The organism is Flavobacterium anhuiense, from assembly GCF_900101855.1.
In the GTDB taxonomy this organism is placed as follows: domain Bacteria; phylum Bacteroidota; class Bacteroidia; order Flavobacteriales; family Flavobacteriaceae; genus Flavobacterium; species Flavobacterium anhuiense.
This window is the reverse complement of the sequence record NZ_FMVC01000001.1, coordinates 543034-559625: the sequence shown is the minus strand read 5'-3', so window position 1 is coordinate 559625 and position 16592 is coordinate 543034. Positions and strand designations below refer to the sequence as shown.

14 protein-coding genes are annotated in these 16592 nt (G+C 34.6%); 7 read left to right on the top strand and 7 right to left on the bottom strand.

Going from position 1 to position 16592, the window contains the following annotated elements; genetic code table 11:
• Position 1 precedes the first annotated feature (1 nt).
• Positions 2-1345: an RIP metalloprotease RseP gene (gene rseP / locus BLP44_RS02335; protein ID WP_066033093.1), complete on the bottom strand. Its 1344-nt coding sequence runs from the start codon at positions 1343-1345 to the stop codon at positions 2-4.
• Positions 1346-1546: 201 nt separating this feature from the next.
• Between rseP and BLP44_RS02330 the strand changes: the two genes are divergently transcribed.
• The 7 genes from BLP44_RS02330 to hflX all read left to right on the top strand — a co-directional run bounded on the left by BLP44_RS02330 (position 1547) and on the right by hflX (position 12190).
• A complete protein-coding gene (locus BLP44_RS02330) occupies positions 1547-2617 on the top strand; it encodes an NADH:flavin oxidoreductase/NADH oxidase (RefSeq protein ID WP_091128880.1) in 1071 nt (356 codons plus the stop codon).
• Between the two features lie 65 nt (positions 2618-2682).
• Positions 2683-3726: a Gfo/Idh/MocA family oxidoreductase gene (locus BLP44_RS02325; RefSeq protein WP_091128876.1), complete on the top strand. Its 1044-nt coding sequence runs from the start codon at positions 2683-2685 to the stop codon at positions 3724-3726.
• Between the two features lie 461 nt (positions 3727-4187).
• Complete coding sequence (locus tag BLP44_RS02320; protein WP_008466050.1) at positions 4188-5402, top strand: MFS transporter; 1215 nt, start codon at positions 4188-4190, stop codon at positions 5400-5402.
• Positions 5403-5622: 220 nt separating this feature from the next.
• Positions 5623-8442, top strand: coding sequence for a carboxypeptidase-like regulatory domain-containing protein (locus BLP44_RS02315; protein WP_091128872.1), 2820 nt, complete (start codon positions 5623-5625; stop codon positions 8440-8442).
• A gap of 20 nt (positions 8443-8462) precedes the next feature.
• Positions 8463-9797, top strand: coding sequence for a DUF5689 domain-containing protein (locus tag BLP44_RS02310; protein WP_091128870.1), 1335 nt, complete (start codon positions 8463-8465; stop codon positions 9795-9797).
• Positions 9798-9933: 136 nt separating this feature from the next.
• On the top strand, positions 9934-10791 hold the full coding sequence (locus BLP44_RS02305; RefSeq protein ID WP_008466054.1) for a hypothetical protein: 858 nt from the start codon (positions 9934-9936) through the stop codon (positions 10789-10791).
• 166 nt (positions 10792-10957) lie between these two features.
• Entirely contained in the window at positions 10958-12190 is a 1233-nt protein-coding gene (gene hflX / locus BLP44_RS02300; protein ID WP_008466055.1) for a GTPase HflX, read from the top strand.
• Positions 12191-12333: 143 nt separating this feature from the next.
• Here the strand turns inward: hflX and BLP44_RS02295 are convergent, their stop codons facing one another.
• The 6 genes from BLP44_RS02295 to BLP44_RS02270 form a co-directional block, all read right to left on the bottom strand.
• The gene (locus BLP44_RS02295; RefSeq protein ID WP_008466056.1) at positions 12334-13284 is read right to left on the bottom strand and encodes a DUF3078 domain-containing protein; all 951 of its coding nucleotides are present in this window, start codon (positions 13282-13284) and stop codon (positions 12334-12336) included.
• Between the two features lie 79 nt (positions 13285-13363).
• Positions 13364-13873: a DUF2480 family protein gene (locus BLP44_RS02290; RefSeq protein WP_091128867.1), complete on the bottom strand. Its 510-nt coding sequence runs from the start codon at positions 13871-13873 to the stop codon at positions 13364-13366.
• 72 nt (positions 13874-13945) lie between these two features.
• Positions 13946-14269 (bottom strand): SUF system Fe-S cluster assembly protein, encoded by a 324-nt coding sequence (locus BLP44_RS02285; RefSeq protein ID WP_008466058.1) that lies wholly within the window; start codon positions 14267-14269, stop codon positions 13946-13948.
• A gap of 131 nt (positions 14270-14400) precedes the next feature.
• Entirely contained in the window at positions 14401-14826 is a 426-nt protein-coding gene (locus BLP44_RS02280) for a SufE family protein (RefSeq protein ID WP_066033087.1), read from the bottom strand.
• Between the two features lie 2 nt (positions 14827-14828).
• Positions 14829-15254 (bottom strand): hypothetical protein, encoded by a 426-nt coding sequence (locus tag BLP44_RS02275; protein WP_035691498.1) that lies wholly within the window; start codon positions 15252-15254, stop codon positions 14829-14831.
• Between the two features lie 14 nt (positions 15255-15268).
• A complete protein-coding gene (locus BLP44_RS02270) occupies positions 15269-16483 on the bottom strand; it encodes an aminotransferase class V-fold PLP-dependent enzyme (protein WP_091128864.1) in 1215 nt (404 codons plus the stop codon).
• Between the last annotated feature and the right edge of the window lie 109 nt (positions 16484-16592).

Below are 16592 nucleotides of genomic sequence, written 5' to 3'. Positions count from 1 at the left end.
TTTACTTGCCTACAATGGCCTTGTAAATGTCGTTACCATTAGCAAATAGTAGCAGTGAAATAAGTAAAACAAAACCAACCATTTGCGCATTCTCTAGGAATTTGTCGCTTGGTTTTTTGCCGCTAATAATTTCATACAATAAAAACATTACGTGCCCACCATCAAGAGCCGGAATTGGCAATAAATTCATAACGCCAAGCATAATTGACAATAAAGCTGTGATTGACCAGAAAACTTCCCAGCTCCAAGAACTAGGGAAAATGTTGTAAATCGCCGCAAAACCACCCACTTGTTTGTAAGCTTTAGTTTCAGGATTAAAAATCATCTTCAATTGTTTTCCGTAACCTACTAATTGATCTTTTCCTTTTTCAAGACCAATCGGAATAGATTCGAAGAAACCATATTCTTTAGTGCTTATTTTATAGTATCCTAATTTCTCCAATGATTTCATGTCTAAACCACCAGCAAAAACACCTAAAGTTCCTTCTGGAGAAACCTTCACAGTAAGAGGTGTTTCTTTTAAATCGCGTAAAACAACTGCAGAAATTGATTTTCCTTTATTAGCTGCTAAGATTGCTTTTGCTTCATCAAAATATTTAACTTTTTGTCCGTTAAGAGAAAGAATCAAATCTTTTGCTTTCAAATTCTGATTAGGCGATTCTTCTCCAACTTTTCCGATAGCAAAAGGTCTGCGGATATCGATTAGCATTCCTTTTTCTGTTTTAGAAAGCTGATCCACAAAATCGGTCGGCATTGTAATAGTTTGCTGTTTTCCGTCTCTTTCGATCAAAATATGTTTAGCCATGATCACATTCATGTTCATGTCGCTGTCAAAATTCTCTACAGCTTTACCATCTATAGAAATAATTTTATCACCCGTTTTAAAACCAGCTTTAAGCATAGCAGGATTTTCAATTGCCACACCATCTTTTAAGTCAGCATTTGCAATATAAGTATCTCCATAAGCAAATGCCATTCCGATATAGATAATAAAAGCCAGAATAAAGTTTACGGTAACACCGCCAAGCATGATAATTAAACGCTGCCAAGCTGGTTTAGTACGAAATTCCCAAGGCTGAGGCGGAAGCGCCATTTGCTCTTTGTCCATACTTTCGTCAATCATTCCAGAAATTTTCACATAACCACCCAGCGGCAGCCATCCGATACCATATTCTGTTTCTCCGATTTTCTTTTTGAAAAGTGAATATTTAACATCAAAAAACAAATAAAATTTTTCGACTCTAGTTTTAAACAATTTAGCAGGGATAAAATGCCCTAATTCATGAAGAATAATAAGTAAAGATAAACTCAATAGAAATTGAGACAGTTTGATAACTATATCCATTTGTTGTTTTTAATTCGTATTTAACGCACAAAAGTAGCGTTTTCTATTTTAATATAAGTATGCAAGATAGTGTTTAAGATTTTAAATGTTTGTTAATTAATAAACATTTCGATTTCTCGTTTTAACAAGATGCCGTAACTTTACTTTTTGAACACTGCCTTACTCAATTGGTAGTATAAAATCATTAAAAGTTACAAGTATATGGCAACGAAATTATTTTCTCCCTTTACCATAAAAAATATCACCTTAAAAAATAGAATTGCGATTTCGCCAATGTGCCAGTATTCTGCAATTGACGGATTTGCAAACGATTGGCATCTGGTTCATTTAGGAAGCCGTGCCAGCGGAGGTGCCGGACTTATTATTCAGGAAGCAACGGCGGTTTCTCCAGAAGCCAGAATTTCTCCTTCCGATCTTGGAATCTGGAAAGATGAACATATCGAAAAACTAAAACAAATTAATGCCTTTATTGTTTCTCAAAATTCTATTCCCGGAATTCAATTAGCGCATGCAGGAAGAAAAGCAAGCGTTTCGGCTCCGTGGCTTGGAAATAAAAAGTTAGATTTCGCTAAAGGCGGATGGCAGACTGTAGCGCCAAGCGCGATTCCATATCATGAAAATGAACCATTTCTTCCGGAAGCATTGGACAAAAACGGAATTCAAAAAGTGATCTCCGATTTTAAAACCGCGACAAAAAGAGTGGTTGAAGCAGGATATAAGGTTGTAGAAATCCATGCGGCTCATGGTTATTTATTGCATCAGTTTTTATCCCCTCTGACAAACGTAAGAACAGACGAATATGGAGGAAGTTTCGAAAACAGAATCCGTTTTACATTAGAAATTGTAGAAGCGGTTCAATCAGAATGCCCTTCAGATTTGCCATTGTTTGTTAGAATTTCGGCAACCGACTGGGCGGAAAACGGATGGAATCCAGAAGAATCTGTTCAGCTTTCTAAAATATTAAAAGAAAAGGGCGTAGATTTAATTGATGTTTCGTCAGGCGGATTGGTTTCGCATCAAAAAATAACATTAGGGCCAGGTTATCAAGTTCCTTTTGCAGAAAAAGTGAAAGCTGAAGCAGATATCGCAACAGGAGCAGTCGGATTAATTACAGAAGCCAAACAAGCCGAAGAAATCTTAAATAAAAATCAAGCCGATTTGATTTTATTCGCCAGAGAATCTTTGAGAAATCCGAACTTGCCTTTAGATTTTGCCGCAACATTAAACGACGATATTCAATGGCCAAAACAATACGAAAGAGCTAAACTTTAAAAATTTTATGCGTACCGATTTGTGTTAATTCGTGCAATTCGTGGCAAAACAAAAAAACTATACCAATGCAGAAGATAAAAACAGCACTATTATCATACGGAATGTCGGGGAAAGTTTTCCACGCGCCATTTTTAGATATTCACGAAGGATTTGAACTATTAGGTTCTTGGGAAAGAAGCAAAAAATTAATTCAAGAAGATTATCCATACGTAAAAAGTTACGCTTCGCTAGACGAATTATTAAACGATGATGTCGATTTGGTAATTGTAAATACGCCAGTTGGAACGCATTACGAATATGCTAAAAAAGTGCTTTTGGCAGGAAAACATGCCGTGGTAGAAAAAGCATTTACAACAACGGTTGCAGAAGCAAAAGAATTGGCAAAAATTGCAAAAGAAAAGGGTTTAAAATTGGCTGTCTTCCAGAATAGAAGATGGGACAGCGATTTTAAAACCGTGAAAAAAGTAATTGATGATGGCGTTTTGGGAGATTTGGTCGAAGCCGAATTTCATTTCGACAGATACAATCCGTTGCTAAGCCCAAAAGCACATAAAGAAACGGCCAATGACGGAGCTGGAGTTCTAAAAGATTTAGGTCCGCATATTATAGATCAGGCAATAAGTCTGTTTGGATGTCCAAAAGCTGTTTTTGGCGACATTCGCGTAACCAGAGAAAACTCTGTTGTAGACGATTGGATCGATTTGACTTTGTTTTATTCTAATTTCAGAGTCCGTTTAAAAGCAGGATTTTTTGTTAGAGAAGCGAATCCAGCATATACACTTCACGGAAAAAAAGGTTCATTTTTAAAACCTCGTGGAGATGTTCAGGAAGACGAATTGAAAATTGGCAAAAAGCCAAACCTAGATTCTTGGGGAACAGAAGACGAAAGTTTGCAGGGACTTTTGCATACCGAAATAGACGGTAAAATTGTGAGAGAAAAAATTCCTACGCTTCAAGGCAATTATTTCAGTTTCTTTGATGGCGTTTACGACTCGATTGCAAATGATAAAAAAGAACCCGTTACCGCAGATGAAGGCGTAAAAGTAATGCAGGTTATAGAAGCCGCAATTGCAAGTAATGCCCAGCAAAAGGTAATAGGCATATCATAAAACGTTCCGTAGGAATGTCTGATTGGTAGAATGCACAGCAAAAGGTGATAAGCATATATTAAAAACATTCCATTAGGAATGTCTCGTCGGTAAATTTTTCGTTCCGTAGGAACGTTTGATACATTAAATTGTTAAAATGACACCAAAATCAAACGTTCCTACGGAACGTAAATGTGATGGGATATTATTTTTTTCTACCGACGAAATGTTCCTACGGAACAACGAAATGTAAATAGAACGGGATATCTCAAAAATTGAGAATCCCTTTTTTTGTTTACATAAAAAAATGAAACAAATTATAATTCTAGTAAACCCGAAAAATCGTAATTTTAATAATAAGAATTCAATTAAAAACCTCTCAATTTATAAACAATAACGTTGTATATTGTAGATAATCTTAGGCTTTATGCACTTTGACGAGCGTTTTTAGTATTTTTGACAACATTCCAATAAAAATCAATATGCTGATAAACATTAATCCATTATCGCTTTTTCAGACCAAAGCAAAAATCAAGAAAGTATTTAGAGAAGCCAAAGCTTCCTATTTAAATCGCATTCGTTTTGCTGTTGGAATGTTTTATTTCGGAATGGGTTTGAGTTTTGCCACATGGGCGAGTAGAATTCCAGATATCAAAACAGCTTTGCATTTAACAGAAGGTGATTTGGGTTCTATACTTTTTGCGCTTCCGGTTGGGCAATTGGTTATTATGCCTTTTTCAGGCAAAATGGTTACTAAATTTGGAAGCCATCGCATTTTGATTTTCTCCTTAATCATGTATGTTTTGTGCCTTATTAATTTAGGTTTGGCAACAACATCATTACAATTATCCCTCGGATTATTTTTATTTGGTCTTTTCGGAAACTTAGCCAATATTGCTGTAAACACACAAGGTGTTTATACCGAAGTTTTGTTTAAAAAAACAATTATGTCTTCGTTTCACGGAATGTGGAGTTTTGCCGGATTTACAGGCGCACTGGTTGGTTTAGGAATGCTGGCTTTAAAATTAAGTCCGCTGCATCATTTTATTATTGTAGCCGGAATTGTTTTATTGATGGTGGCATTTAACTTTAAATTTTTGGTTAGAGCCAAAGAAAAAAAGAAACCCAAAGAAGAAGGCAAAAAACTATTTGTAAAACCAGACACGGCTCTGCTTTGGCTAGGTGTTATCGGATTTTGCAGTATGGCCAGCGAAGGTGTTATGTTTGACTGGAGCGGAGTTTATTTTAAAGATATTGTAAAAGCTCCAGGACCATTGGTTGTTTTAGGGTATACTTCTTTTATGATTATGATGGCTAGCGGAAGATTTCTTGGCGACGGATTAATCAATAAATTTGGACGCGAACGTGTCATGCAGATTAGCGGTGTTATGATTTCGGCTGGACTTTTTACAGCGGTTTTTCTTCCTTATATCATTCCGTGTACCATTGCTTTTATGTTTGTAGGTTTGGGCGTTGCAACGATTGTTCCTACTGTTTACAGCATTGCAGGTAAAAACCCGACAGTTCCAGCGGGAGAAGCTTTAACGATTGTTTCGAGCGTAAGTTTCTTAGGTTTCTTAATGGGACCGCCTGTAATTGGGCACATTGCACAAAGTTTCGGACTGCAGTTTTCTTTTGCCTTTATCGGAATTTTTGGAGTTCTGATTGCTTTTATGGTTTCTAAAATTAGGACATAGGCTTAATATAATTGTTTTTAAGATTTATTATTTTTAGCTATTATTTACTTAAACTGAAATAAATTTGAAAGAATTTACTTATATTTAAATAATTTGTTTATTTTTGAATTTCTAACTTAGACGTTAAAGTTATAAGTTTCTCTTTTTCCAAAAACCAATTTTATCTTTTGAATTAAGGATTTTAATCCTAAGAATATTTAAAAGTTAATAACAGGTTTTAATGGTAAAAAACTACGCATTCATCTTTATTTTTTGGTTCTTTAATTTTGCTTTTGCACAACAAGAAATAACAGTAACAGGAATTGTTATTGATGCCCGAACGCAGAATCCGCTCGAAAATGTAGTGGTGACGATACAGAACACAGCTGTGATGCAGCTTACTTCAAAATCGGGAAAATTTGAACTTCATATATTTCCCAAAAAAGAACAATTACTTTTACTAAGAAGCCAAGGATACAAAGATTTTCTTTTGAAAGTAAAGTCCAATGCTGGACAGAATATTAATCTCGGAATATTACAGTTAGAAGACACTTATTCAGATGAGGTTCCTGCTGCATTAATCACTTTATCAGATAGCGATTTCTCAGAGGATAATAGTTCGTCTGAAATGACTTCGGGACTTTTGCAATCATCAAGAGATGCTTTTATGCAGGCGGCAGCTTTCAATTGGGGACAAGCTCGATTTCGCATGCGTGGTTTAGACAGCGAAAATGCAATCACGATGCTTAACGGAATGGCAATGAACAAAATCTACGATGGCAGACCGCAATGGAGCAATTGGGGAGGTTTAAACAATGTGCTTAGAAATCAGGAATTCTCGGTTGGAACAGCAGCTTCCAATTATACTTTTGGAGGTATTTTAGGCACACAGCAGATTTTTACACGCGCTTCCTTGTATCGAAAAGGAGCATCGCTCACGTTTTCTGGAAGCAATACTACTTATTTGTGGCGAGCAAACGGAACTTATGCCTCAGGGATGAATGCTTCTGGGTGGGCTTTTGTGGTATCAGCTGGAAAACGCTGGGCCGATCAAGGATATTTTGAAGGCACAAATTTCGATGCCAATTCTTTTTTTCTTAGTGTTGAAAAGAAATTAAACAGCAGGAATTCAATCAATTTTACAGGGTTTTATACGCCAAATTCACGAGGAAAGAACTCAGCGAATACTAGTGAAGTAACCGATTTAATGAGCGAAAAATACAACTCATATTGGGGATTTCAGAATGGTGAAAAGAGAAATGCAAGAACAAAAAATGTAGAAGAGCCACTCTTTATGCTGAATCACTATTTTAAAATTGATGATAAAACCAATCTGAATTCAGGTATAATGTATCAGTTCGGAAAAGTTGGAAATAGCAATATCGATTACCAAAATGCTGATAGTCCCGATCCTGTTTATTATAAAAAAATGCCAAGTTATTTTAGTTCGCTTTATGCTAAAGATCAAGGAGAGTTTTCGGGTGAATTTACTCCAGATTATGAAAATGCAGAAAAAAGCAAAATAGCATTTTTAGCAAATCCCCAGATTAATTGGAACGAAATGTATTTTGCCAATCAAAAAATAGAACAGAGTAGTTATGTGCCTGCGCAGAGCCATTATGTGCTGTATGAAGACAGAACAGATGATCAGACTTTTGCAGTAAATTCAAATCTGAATACACAGATAACGCCTAATATTTCTTTTGATGGCGGATTTACTTTTAAGAAATTAAAATCGCATAATTTTCAGTATTTATTAGACCTTCTTGGCGGAGCATATTTTGAAGATATTGACACTTTTTACAAAGGAAGCCTTTCTCAGTCTGATTTACAGCATCCAAATCGCCAAGTTGGAGTAGGAGATATTTACGGATACAATTACAATTTATTGGCTAATACCTTAGATGTTATTACGCAGTTTAAATTTAGTTACAATAAAACAGAATTCTTCTTAGCTCAATCCTATTCCATGTCAGATTATCAGAGAGAAGGATTGTATCAAAATGGATTGTATCCGACAAATTCATTGGGAAAAAGTGAGAAAGTAAATTTTGAGAATTTCGCTTTCAAAGGCGGTTTCACTTATAAAATTTCAGGAAAACAATTGTTGTTTTTTAATGCCGCACATTTTACAAGAGCGCCTTCTCTGCGGAATACTTTTTCAAATTCACGTTTGAATAATAATGTTGTAGACGGAATTGAAAGTGAAAATATCAGCAGCGCTGAGGCTAATTATGTATATCGTTCAGCAAAACTCAAATTACGCTTAACAGCCTATTATACAGCAATTAAAAATACTTCCAGAACTTCTTATTTCTATGCTGAAGGTATTTTTGACAATGGTTCTGGTTATGATTCGACCAATGCATTTGTCAGCCAGACTCTGACCAACTTGGATAAGAAAAATACGGGAGCAGAATTAAGTTTTGAATATCAAATTTGGCCAACATTAAAAACAACTTTCTCGGCAGCATTTGGAAATTACGTCTATACCAGTAACCCAAATGTAATGATTGTAAATGATGCCAATAGAGCAAAAGAAGGAGTGCAAACCACTTTTGATTTTGGACCCGCTTATTTAAAGAATTACAAACAGCCGGGAACTCCTCAGCAAGCCTATTCATTTGGAGTAGAATATCGTGATCCGAAGTTTTGGTGGTTTGGTGGCAATATCAATTATTTGGCAGAGAGTTATATAGATGTTTCGCCAATTTCTAGAACATCTCAATTTTACATCAATCCGGCAAATGGTTTTCCTTTTCCTGAGGCAACTTCCGAAAGAGGGAAAGAATTGCTAAAACAAGAAAAATATAAACCTGTCATGTTGCTGAATTTTAACGGAGGCAAATCTTGGCGTATTCATAAAAAATATGTGGGACTTTTTGCCAGTGTCAATAATGTTTTGGATTTAATATATAAAACAGGCGGTTTTGAACAGGCAAGAAATGCCAATTTTAGAGCATTGAATCAAGATGTTTCAAGCGGAACACCATCTTTTGGACCAAGATATTATTATGGTTATGGACGAACTTATTTTCTAAATCTTACAATCGGTTTATAAAACAGAAAACCTTATTTCTCATGAAAAAAATTATTTTATTGTTTGCATTATCCCTAATTAGTTGCACTAAAGAAGTTGAAACTCCAAAATTAGCATGCACTCAGCCCAATCTTCCTGTAAATAAAAGTGTAGAAAAAGTCTATGAGCTTTCGGGTACAACAGCGAAACAATATTTGTATGACGACATTATTGAAGCTTACGTAGTTTCGAGCGACGAAGGAGGCAATTTTTTTAAGACTATTTCATTGCAGACCAAAGAAACTGAAAAAGCACCAGCAATTGGTTTCAGCGTCCCTATTGATGCCACAAATACTTATATAGATTTCCGAGTGGGAAATAAAGTGTTTGTAAAACTTAAAAATCAATTTACAGATTTGTATTACGGCGGTTTAAGAATTGGGAGTTTGTATGTGAGTAATGCTGGTGATCCGACAATTGGCAGAATTTCCCAAAACGAATATAAAAATGTATTAAACGCTTCGTGCACAAATATAGACGAGAACCAGTTGGTTAAATCACTTTCTGTGGAAGAAGCGCTTTCAGATTCTAAGCTAAATACTTTGATAGAATTAAAAGATGTGGAATTTACCGAAGCCGCATTAGGACGCCATTATTTTGAAGAATCTAATAATGTTGGAGGTTCAACAAACTGGTATTTGAGAGACAAAACAGGAAATCAGATTATTTTTAGAACCAGTAGTTATGCAAAATTTGCAGATCATGCTGTACCGGAAGGAAGCGGAAAAGTGAAAGGAATTCTAACCAAATTTGGTACAGATTATCAATTTATGGTTCGATACGAAAGTGATATTGTGATGAATGGAAAAAGAAATACTCCATTTTTTTCAGAAGATTTTCAGTCTGTTAAAAACAATGTCAATTTTGCACTTCCGGGATGGAGCAACATTGTAGAGAAAGCAACAAAACTCTGGAAAAGTATGGTATATTCTGGTAATGGCTATGCAGAATTCAATACAACAAGCACAACTGCAGCCGAGAACGTGGCTTGGCTTGTTTCGCCTAAAATAAATCTAACGGGATATAAAAATGCAGTGCTTTCTTTTAGAAGTGCGCAACACGATTTGAAAATTGATTCTCCGTTAAATACATTAGAGGTTTACGTTTCAACTAATTTTGATGGCGCAAGCGTGACCAAAGCAAAATGGACAAAATTGGAAGCAAAAGTTCCAACACTTTCGACTCCTTCGCGTGAGTTTATCAGTTCTGGAGGAATCGATCTTTCGACTTATTCTGGAAACATAAATATTGCCTTTAAATACATCGGATCAGGAAAAGACAAAACATTAAATGGTGCATTTATGGTTGATGATATTAAGATATTTGGAGAAAAATAAGGCGTGAATTTTATTTTTATAAATAATGTATTGATTTTTAGTGTTTTGTTTAAAAGTTTGTAGTTTTTGTATTTCAAATAGTTAAAATCTAAATGAATTTTGTACTTTGGTCATCCCAAATCAATACAAATACCACATGAAAACCTACTTTATTGCCATCTTATGGATGGTGTTTCCTTTCTTGATGCACAGTCAAGACAACGTTAAGCTAAAGCAGATCAACATTGTAAAAACAAATTACCAAAACTCTAAAGACGGAGAAATTGTTAACAAAACAATGGTTTTTAAAGACGGTAAGCTTCAAACAATAACCACTTCAGATGTTGTACAGCATTTTTATTACAACAAAAACGGATTGCTGGATATGACTGTAAAAGATAAGGTAGGAAGCGACTGGAAAGAAGTAATCAACTATACTTATAACGCCGACAATAATATTACCAAATTTGTAAAAAAATACCAAGAAGGTCCAAATTATATTACCAAGACTGTTTCATTTGTTTATGAAGGCGCAAGGGTAAAAGTAACAACAAAAAAGAGCACCAATCATCAGAATTTAGTAGATGATATTGAATATCTTGTTGAAAACGGAATTATTGTAAGACGTACGTCACGCGATAGAAACAAGGCCATCATTGGAAAATTAGAATACGTTTATGTAAACGATAATGTGTCAAGACATAAAGGATTGGTTGGAGATAAAATCTCTAAATCATTTACTTATGATGATAAAAAATCGGTTGATCAGTTAATCGTTCAAAGTCTTTTTGGAGATAATTACAAAGTAATTGTACCTATGATTTCATATCATGAAGAAGAATTTGAGTTTGAATCAATTTCTTATAATAATGAAGTTAATTTCAGTCCATCATCTACAGCATTAGTTGCAATAAGCAGAAAATACAAATACAACAAATTAAACTATCCGATTTCTTGCTCTCAGATAGAAGAAAACGGAATTGTGAAAACGGAAAAAACGTTTATTTACGAATAAGGGTTTTAAACTTAGACCATTCATTTGAAAAGTGGAACTTTAGTTGAGTTTATCTTAACGGGTTCCATTTTTTTTGTAATGTATTCTTTTAAATATAAATGTAAAAACAAAATTGTATAATTGATTGTAGCTGACAAATGATTAAATTTGCACCTTATTCAAGACTATGTTAGAAAAAGAAGTTATAAATTTTGAGAGAACAGTAATTGTTGGTATTGTCACTCAGAATCAAAGTGAAGAAAAACTAAATGAATATTTAGACGAATTGGAGTTTCTGACTTTTACCGCAGGAGGTGAGGTCATTAAGCGCTTTTCGCAAAAAATGGAACGCCCTAATCCGAAGACTTTTGTGGGTACAGGGAAAATTGATGACATCAATCTTTTTGTAAAAGAAAACAAAATATCGACTGTAATTTTTGATGATGAATTAACGCCATCTCAGCAGAAAAATATATCAAGAATTATTGACTGTAAAATTCTAGACCGAACAAATTTAATTCTAGACATTTTTGCGCAAAGAGCCGAAACTTCATATGCAAGAACTCAGGTAGAATTGGCACAATGTCAATATTTACTTCCGAGACTTTCTGGTTTATGGACACACCTTGAACGTCAAAAAGGGGGTATTGGTATGCGTGGACCTGGAGAAACAGAGATTGAAACCGATAGACGTATTGTGCGTGACCGAATTTCGTTATTGAAAGATAAAATCAAAACAATTGACAAACAAATGAGTATTCAGCGAAGCAATCGCGGAGCAATGGTCCGTGTAGCTCTTGTTGGATATACCAATGTCGGAAAATCGACTTTGATGAATGCAATTGGTAAAAGTGATGTTTTTGTTGAGAATAAATTGTTTGCAACTTTAGATACAACAGTTAGAAAAGTGGTGATTAAAAACCTTCCTTTTTTACTTTCTGATACGGTAGGATTTATTCGAAAACTGCCAACACAATTGGTTGATTCTTTTAAAAGTACCTTAGATGAGGTTCGTGAAGCGGATTTATTGCTTCATGTGGTAGATATTTCGCATCCAGATTTTGAAGATCATATCGAGTCTGTAAATAAGACTTTACAGGAAATAAAAAGCAACGACAAACCAACTATTATGGTTTTTAATAAAATCGATGCCTACAAACATCTTACTATCGATGAAGATGATTTGATTACAGAAAGAACCAGAAAACACTGGACACTTGACGAGTGGAAACAAACTTGGATGAGTAATGTAGGGCAGGATAAAGCATTGTTTATTTCTGCCAGAAACAAAGAGAATTTCGAAGAATTTAGAGAAACAGTTTATGAAGCGGTTCGCCAGATTCATATTACGCGTTTTCCTTACAACAATTTCTTGTATCCAGATTATAAGGATGCAGTTGAAAAGGATGAAGAAGAATAAAGGAACGGCTTTTGAGAAATCAAAAGCCGTTTTTTGTTTTGTTGCAGATTAAAGATTTAAAAGAATTTAATCTAAATAATTCCTTAATCTGCGGTATTCATATTTTTTTAAATCTATTTGTTGAAATCTTGCTCATGCAATAATTAAAACCCAAAATTAACGCCTAGACCAAATACTTCTCTAGTTTGAAGTCCGGCAAATGCATTATCATCATAAATAGCCTGAAACGATAAATTAGCAGATAGAAACTTGTTGATTTTCATTATAACATTTAGGGAATAATTTATATCGACATTTTGTGGGTCTTCGAGATAATTGGAATAAAGGTTAAGTGTGTTTTCGGCAGTCACGTTTGTCATGATCGCCAATTTATAATAAACTGAAGCATAAAAACCAAGCTCGTAACGTATGCTTTTGCCTTCATCAACGCCAAAATAACTGCCGTCTACATATGGCAATCCTGTAAATCTATCAATTCCAGTTGTATAGGCGCTGTCTACGAAAGTGAATTTTGAAGTTAGCGGAGCAAAATTTATTTTAAGATTGTCATCTTTTGTCCAGTAAATACCTGGCCCTGTGGTAAGATATCCAGGAGACATAAATTTGGTTTGTTCAGTCCTTATTTGCTTTCCATTGGCATCTTGATCATAAATGTAGCCAGTTGAAAATTGTGTTCTAAAATTTAAGAAGTATGAATAATACCATTCTCCAAAGGCTCTTTTTCCGAGAATAGAATTGAATTCTAAACGGTCATCTGTTTTTTTTGTGAAGTCATCATTTTTGGTTTGAAGAAGACCGTACGATGCTAAAATTTTGTTGTCCCAAGTTAAATCGTCTTTTTTGTAATTGAAATCATAATTGATTCCTAATGTTCCAGAAAAGCTATCTTCTCCACCTGCAATCCAGTTGTTAAAACTCGATTGGTTTAATAAAAGGGAAACAGTTCCTTTTGTTTTCCACCCTTCTCCTTCTATAGTATCGTTAATTTTTTTTACTGCTTTTTCAGTATTTTGAATTAACTCTTTTTCTGAATTTTGGGCTTGTACAAATGTGAAATTTACTAAAATGAAAAGTAATAGGGTTAGCTTTCTCATGGTCTTTAGTTTAGAAGTGTATTACCAAATATACTAAAAACCAATGGAAAGTTAAGGTTTGCTGTAGTGTTATTGCAGGTTATTTCTTAGAATCTTTGTATAAAGGCACTGCTGAACATGCTTCGCCGTACATAATACTGCGGGCAAATGGCTGTAAATAATTTGTAGCTAAAATGTAAGCGCGCATAGGAACTGGCTTTCTAGAACAGCCTTTTACAATGACCGGTTTGCCTTTGTAAACAGAGTAATCTATTTTGCTTAAAAGCTCTTCATAAAGGCTTGCGTCAAGATCTTCTATAGTTCCGTTTACTACTTTTTTAGCAAAAGGAGCCAGATGAACACCAACTAAAATTAATGCCCAAGCCGGAATAATCGCATCTGTACTGCAGTTTACAGCTACATATTGATCCTGATATTGTGACCAATCGTGATTTTTAAGATGTTCTCTAAAGTCCTTTTCTTTCAATAAAAATCCTTCCAAAAGCCATTGCGAAATGTCAATCTGCACTCGCATTCCTTTTGGGTAATAATCCTCAAGATCAAAAACTTCTAAAGCACTATTGGCAACTTTATTGATGATTTCTTCCATTTTTTTTAGTTTTCAGTCACAGTCACAGTAGCAGTTTTTAACTGAGACTGTGACTGTAAACTGTATACTTTTTTAAAGCATTCCTAATTCTAATTTAGCTTCTTCGCTCATTAAATCTTTGCTCCAAGGCGGATCAAAAGTAATTTCAACATCAACATCTTTAATGTTTTCGATTGCTTTTACTTTTTCTTCTACTTCTCTTGGCAAACTTTCTGCAACAGGGCAGTTTGGTGAAGTCAGCGTCATAAGGATTTTTACTTCGTAATCTGTATTTACCATTACGTCGTAAATTAATCCTAATTCGTAAATATCTACTGGAATCTCAGGATCGTAAATGCCTTTTAAAACTCTTACGATTGATTCTCCTAATTCGTTTGTATCAATTTCTTGTTCCATTTTGTATATTTGTTTTACCATTAAGAGATTAAGAAAATTAAGTTTTATAGTTTACTTAATTCCCTTCTAATTACTTAGAAAATTAAGCATAAAGCTTTATGAACCTTAATGCCTTAATGGTTTAAAATTTCTTAATTTTTGTTTTTAGCGTCAAAAGCCAAAGCGTACATTTTGATGTTTTTGATCATCGAAACCAAACCGTTGGCACGAGTTGCAGATAAATGTTCTTTTAGGCCGATTTCGTCTATAAAATCAGTATCAGCTTCCAGAATATCTTTTGCTTTTTGATTAGAGAAAGCACGAATTAAAATCGCAATTATTCCTTTCGTTAAAATAGCATCACTGTCTGCTGTAAAAACGATTTTATCGTCTTGTTCTTCACCCTGCAGCCAAACTTTTGATTGGCAGCCTTTGATTAAATTATTGTCGGTTTTGTATTCTTCTTTAATTAACGGAAGACTTTTTCCTAGCTCGATGATGTATTCATAACGCTGCATCCAATCGTCGAACATTGAAAATTCGTCTATTATTTCGTCTTGTATTTCTTTTATCGTCATAATTATTCTTTAGCAAAATCAACTAATAAGTTTACTAGTTTCTCGATTTCTTTTGGCGGAAAACCATTGTCAAAACCTGCAGTTTCGTATGTTTTTCCGTCTTTAGTTATTTTTAAATTTCCTATTGCGGCGCCGTCATACGTGCGTTTGTCTGTTGGTGCTTTTAAAGAAGAAAGACTTTCTAAATTTACTTTTGAATAGGCATCAACAATTTTATTCCATTTTGCATCATCAATATTGCTTTTAACAGCTTCGGCGTTGCGTTCTTTAACAACAGAAACCGATTTATTTTGGACTACAATACTTTTGTAATAGCCTCTCGACATTGCAGAATATTCAATTTGTGTAGATTTCATATCTGCTTTTTTTTGACTGCAGCATCCCGTAGCAATAAAAAGCGTCAGGAGTAATAATGATACTATTCGCATATAATTTGTTTTTGTTAGCTTAACATAGTTTGTGCTTTCTTAACTGCACCAACCATTTGATCGATTTCCTCTTTAGTATTATAGAAAGAAAACGAAGCACGAATTGTCCCCGGAATACAAAAGAAATTCATAATGGGTTGTGCGCAATGATGTCCAGTTCTAACGGCAATTCCTAATTTATCTATAATAGAACCAACATCATACGGATGGATTCCATCAATATTAAACGAAACTACAGACGCTTTATTTTTGGTGTTTCCGTAAATTCGAATACCTTCAATTTCGTTAAGACGTTTTGTAGCGTGTTCTAAAAGTTCGTGTTCGTAAGCCTGAATGTTTTCGAAACCAACACTGTTTAAATAATCAATAGCAGTTCCTAAAACAATTCCACCAGCTATGTTTGGCGTTCCGGCTTCAAATTTATGAGGAAGATCAGCATAAGTTGTTTTTTCGAAAGTCACTTCTTTGATCATTTCGCCACCGCCTTGATATGGAGGAAGCTTGTTTAGCCATTCTTCTTTTCCGTACAAAATTCCAGTTCCCGTTGGACCGCACATTTTATGGCCAGAAAAAGCATAAAAATCACAGTCTAATTCCTGAACATCTGGTTTTAAATGCGGCACTGCCTGCGCGCCGTCAATTAAAACTGCGGCACCTACAGCATGTGCTTTTTCAATAATATATTTGATTGGATTGATTACACCCAACGCATTTGAAATATGATTTACAGTAACAATTTTCGTTTTATCTGAAAGCAGTTTATCAAATTCCTCAATAATTAATTCTCCGTTTTCATCAATTGGAATTACTTTCAAAATAGCACCCGTTTTTTCGCATAACATCTGCCAAGGCACAATATTACTGTGATGTTCCAAAGAAGAAACAACTACTTCATCACCCGGTTTTAAGATCGAAGCAAATCCGTTTGCAACTAAATTAATACCATGTGTTGTTCCTGAAGTAAAAAGCACTTCATGGGCATGTTTTGCGTTGATGTGATCTTTTACTTTTCCGCGCGCAACCTCATAAGCATCAGTTGCTAACTGGCTTAAAGTGTGAACGCCACGGTGAATGTTGGCATTAATTTCGTTATAATATTTTACTTCAGCATCAATTACAACTTGTGGTTTTTGCGAAGTAGCTCCGTTGTCGAAATATACTAATAGCTTTCCGTTTACAGTTTGTGAAAGTATCGGGAAATCAGCTCTTATTTTTTGAATATCTAGCATGTCTTATTTAGAAAAAATCTATTTACAAAAGTACTAAAACTAAATTTGTTTATACAGTAATTCTATAATTTCCTTTTATGGCGCCATTGTTACAGGAGCAAATACTGAT

Bases quoted from the DNA above. Each gene is read 5' to 3' on its own strand.
- rseP (WP_066033093.1), bottom strand. From the start codon at position 1,345: ATGGATATAGTTATCAAACTGTCTCAATTTCTATTGAGTTTATCTTTA.
- BLP44_RS02330 (WP_091128880.1), top strand. From the start codon at position 1,547: ATGGCAACGAAATTATTTTCTCCCTTTACCATAAAAAATATCACCTTA.
- BLP44_RS02325 (WP_091128876.1), top strand. From the start codon at position 2,683: ATGCAGAAGATAAAAACAGCACTATTATCATACGGAATGTCGGGGAAA.
- BLP44_RS02320 (WP_008466050.1), top strand. From the start codon at position 4,188: ATGCTGATAAACATTAATCCATTATCGCTTTTTCAGACCAAAGCAAAA.
- BLP44_RS02315 (WP_091128872.1), top strand. From the start codon at position 5,623: ATGGTAAAAAACTACGCATTCATCTTTATTTTTTGGTTCTTTAATTTT.
- BLP44_RS02310 (WP_091128870.1), top strand. From the start codon at position 8,463: ATGAAAAAAATTATTTTATTGTTTGCATTATCCCTAATTAGTTGCACT.
- BLP44_RS02305 (WP_008466054.1), top strand. From the start codon at position 9,934: ATGAAAACCTACTTTATTGCCATCTTATGGATGGTGTTTCCTTTCTTG.
- hflX (WP_008466055.1), top strand. From the start codon at position 10,958: ATGTTAGAAAAAGAAGTTATAAATTTTGAGAGAACAGTAATTGTTGGT.
- BLP44_RS02295 (WP_008466056.1), bottom strand. From the start codon at position 13,284: ATGAGAAAGCTAACCCTATTACTTTTCATTTTAGTAAATTTCACATTT.
- BLP44_RS02290 (WP_091128867.1), bottom strand. From the start codon at position 13,873: ATGGAAGAAATCATCAATAAAGTTGCCAATAGTGCTTTAGAAGTTTTT.
- BLP44_RS02285 (WP_008466058.1), bottom strand. From the start codon at position 14,269: ATGGAACAAGAAATTGATACAAACGAATTAGGAGAATCAATCGTAAGA.
- BLP44_RS02280 (WP_066033087.1), bottom strand. From the start codon at position 14,826: ATGACGATAAAAGAAATACAAGACGAAATAATAGACGAATTTTCAATG.
- BLP44_RS02275 (WP_035691498.1), bottom strand. From the start codon at position 15,254: ATGCGAATAGTATCATTATTACTCCTGACGCTTTTTATTGCTACGGGA.
- BLP44_RS02270 (WP_091128864.1), bottom strand. From the start codon at position 16,483: ATGCTAGATATTCAAAAAATAAGAGCTGATTTCCCGATACTTTCACAA.